Origin of the sequence: Streptomyces cavernicola (genome assembly GCF_029968035.1) — a bacterium.
Taxonomy (GTDB): domain Bacteria; phylum Actinomycetota; class Actinomycetes; order Streptomycetales; family Streptomycetaceae; genus Streptomyces; species Streptomyces cavernicola.
The window spans coordinates 1-1,338 of sequence record NZ_JASCIQ010000096.1 but is presented as its reverse complement, the minus strand read 5'-3'; the positions used below and the strand labels follow the sequence as shown (position 1 = coordinate 1,338).

The window sequence follows — 1,338 nt, the reverse complement described above, 5'->3', positions numbered from 1 at the left end:
CTTGGGTTCTAGTGGTCGTCGCAACACCCCAGCTCAAGGGGTGCGATGGACTTCGAGGTCCGGGACGACCGGAAGCCGCAGGGGGCTAGGAAGTTGGCCCGTGAGCGGGAGGCATACCTTCTGCTTGTGGATCAAGGAATTCCGTACCGGGAAGCGTGCCGGATCGTCGGCGTCAACGAGAAGACCGGTCGGCGATGGCGCAACGGCCGCAATGCCTCCGGCTTGAACAAGGCGGCACCACCGATCACTGCGGTGGTGCCGCTGCCGTCCGCCGGGCCGATACCCGGAGAGGCGGCCAAGAGCTCCCGCTACCTGTGCGAGGCCGATCGCATCCACATCGCCGACCGGCTGCGGGAGAAGGCGACCATCCGGCGGATCGCGGCTGAGCTCGGTCGCAGTCCGTCCACTGTCAGCCGGGAGGTCCGCCGCAACCGCACCGTCCTGCCGGACGGCAAGTGGCACTATCGGCCTCACGCTGCCCAGCGGAGGGCCAACGCCCGCCGGCCCCGCCCCAAGCTCGGCAAGATAGGCCAGAGCCTGGAACTGCGGGACTTCATCCAGCACTACCTCACCCTGCGGTGGAGCCCTGAGCAGATCTGCCAGGCTCTGCGGACACGCTTCCCCGACCGGCCGGAGATGCACGTGGTCCACGAGACCGTCTACCAGGCCCTCTACGTCCAAGGACGCGGTGAACTCCGCCGCGAACTCACCCGCGCTCTGCGGACCGGACGCGCGATCCGCCGCTCTCATCGCCAGTCCGACAAGCGCGCGTTCCGAGCGGTCAAGAACATGGTCATGATCAGCGACCGTCCGGCCGAGGCCACCGACCGAGCTGTCCCCGGACACTGGGAGGGCGACCTCATCGTCGGCAAGGACAGCAAGTCCGCCATCGGCACCCTCGTTGAACGCTCCACCCGCTACGTGATGCTCCTGCACCTGCCCGACGGCCACAGCGCATCCGCGACCCGCATCGCCCTCACCGAGACGGTGCGCACCCTTCCGAGGCATCTCTGGCGGTCACTGACCTGGGACCAGGGCACGGAAATGGCGGCCCACTTGGCGTTCACCGCGGACACCGACATCCCGGTCTACTTCTGCAACCCAGCCAGCCCTTGGCAGCGAGGCTCGAACGAGAACACCAACGGCCTGCTGCGGCAGTACTTCCCCAAGGGCACCGACCTGTCGAGCCGCACCGCCGAGGACCTGGAGGCCGTTGCCGCCGAACTCAACAGCCGCCCACGCAAAACGCTCGGCTGGGAAACCCCAGCCGAGCGTCTGCATAAACTGCTCGCGGCTTGATCAACTCACCACGTGTTGCGACGACCCCTCGAATCTGCC

General features: G+C 67.3%; 1 protein-coding gene. It reads left to right on the top strand.

Going from position 1 to position 1,338, the window contains the following annotated elements; genetic code table 11:
• The first annotated feature begins 45 nt into the window (after positions 1-45).
• On the top strand, positions 46-1,299 hold the full coding sequence (locus QIS96_RS37610; RefSeq protein ID WP_282547389.1) for an IS30 family transposase: 1,254 nt from the start codon (positions 46-48) through the stop codon (positions 1,297-1,299).
• The last annotated feature ends 39 nt before the right edge of the window (positions 1,300-1,338 follow it).